Annotated in this window: 1 protein-coding gene and 1 pseudogene; both read right to left on the bottom strand. The window is 75.0% G+C overall.

Annotated features, from left to right (window positions below; translation table 11 throughout):
* Nucleotides 1-684: isochorismatase family protein (locus tag AB0G02_RS37510; RefSeq protein WP_360804459.1), on the bottom strand; the 684-nt coding region annotated here is incomplete at its 3' end.
* A 3-nt stretch (nt 685-687) separates the two neighbouring features.
* A pseudogene (locus tag AB0G02_RS37515) lies at nt 688-1,934 on the bottom strand (AMP-binding protein); the annotation flags it as partial.

A 1,934-nucleotide genomic window follows, 5' to 3' on the forward strand; every position in this document is an offset into this window, starting at 1 on the left:
GCTCGGTGGCTGCGCGGTCGGTGGCTGCGCCGGCGCGGTGGGGACGGACAGCGCGGCCAGCACGTCGGCGGTGGTGGTGACGACGCCGCAGCGCTGCGCCACGTACTCGCACGCCTGGTCGTGCCGCTCGCGGGAGAAGTCCGCGACGGCGTCGTTGACCAGGAACGGCCGGACGTCGCGCATGAACGCCTCCACGGCCGTGGCCTGGCAGCCGATGTGCGCGTACACGCCGGTGATCAGCAGCTGGTCGCGGCCGGCGGCGGCGAGGTGCTCGGAGAACGCGCTGCGCTGGAACGCGCTGTAGCGCCACTTGGTCAGCACGGTGTCGCCCGGCTCGGGCGCCAGGTCGGTGACGATGTCGGCGGCCCGCGGGTCGTCGTCGATGACCGCGCCGATGCCCGCGCCCCAGAACTCGGTGAGCAGGCCGCGGTCGGCGGCGTCCTGCCGTCCGGGCTGCGCGGTGTAGAACACCGGCACGCCCCGCTCACGGGCGGCCGCGACCAGCGCGGCGATGTTGGCCGTCATCTCGGGGACCGGCGAACCCTCGTACGGCGCCAGGAAGTAGCGCTGCACGTCGTGCACCAGCAGCGCCGCCCGCGCCGGGTCCGGCCGCCAGGCCACCCGGCCCACCGGGACGTCGTCCGCCCCGGGCAGCGGGTAGGGCCGGATCTTCGGCAACGACACGGGTCACCCCTCCTTCTCGGCCAGGGCGGCCAGTGCCACCCGCAGTTCGCGCTTGCTGGTCTTGCCGACGCCCGTCACCGGGAACCGCTCGACGACCTGCACCAGGTCGGGCACCTTGAACGCCGCCACACCGCGTTCGCGCACGAAGCGGCGCAGCTCGGCACCGGTCGGCGCGGCGCCGGCGGCGGGCACGACGTAGGCGCACGTCCGCTCGCCCAGGTAGGGGTCGGGCACCGCGACGACGGCGGCGTCGAGCACGTCCGGGTGGGCCATCAGGTGGTTCTCCACCTCTTCGGCGGCCACCTTCTCCCCGCCCCGGTTGATCTGCTCCTTGGCCCGGCCGACGACCTCCAGGTGCCCGGACGGCAGGCGCCGCACCAGGTCACCGGTCCGGTAGAAGCCGTCCGGGGTGAACGCGGTCGCGTTGTGCGCCTCGGCCCGGAAGTAGCCGCGGATCGTGTACGGGCCGCGGGTCAGCAGCGCGCCGACCTCGCCGTCGGGCACCACGGCGTCCGAGGGCGCGGCCGGGTCGTCCGGGTCGACGACGCGGATCTCGTCGTCGAGCGAGATCGGGCGGCCCTGGGTGCCCAGCACGAGCTCGTCGGCGTCGTCGAGCCGGGTGTAGCAGACCAGGCCCTCGGCCATGCCGAACACCTGCTGCAACCGGCAGCCCAGCGCGGGCCCGATCCGCTCGGCCAGCTCACGGCCGCACTTCGCGCCGCCGACCAGCAGGACCTCCAACGAGGACAGGTCGCGTCCGGTGCGCGCGGCGGCCTGCACCCACGCGGCGGCCAACGGCGGCACGACACCGCTGATCGTCACCCGCTCGGACTCGATCAGCCGGAACGCGGTGTCGGCGTCGGGGCGCGGCGCCAGCACGGTCGCCGCGCCCGCGTGCAGCGCGCCGAGGATCCCGGGCGAGCTGAGCGGGTAGTTGTGCGAGACGGGCAACGCGGCCAGGTAGACGCTGTCGGGGCGCAGCGCGCAGATCCGGGCGCTCTCCCGGACGCTGTACAGGTAGTCGTCGTGGGTGCGCGGGATCAGCTTCGGCAACCCCGTGCTGCCGCCGGAGAGCTGGAGGAACGCCACGCCCTCCGGGTCGGGGTCGGGGAGGTCGCGCGGCGCGGTGGCGGCCAGGTCGTCGAACTCCGCCGACCCGACCACGAGCACGTCGCGCACCGACGCCAGGTCACCGGCGACGGCACGGGCGGTGCCCGCGTGGTCGTGCCGCTAGTGCCGGTCCGCGGTGA

It is taken from the genome of Actinosynnema sp. NPDC023658 (assembly GCF_040639995.1).
Lineage (GTDB): Bacteria > Actinomycetota > Actinomycetes > Mycobacteriales > Pseudonocardiaceae > Actinosynnema.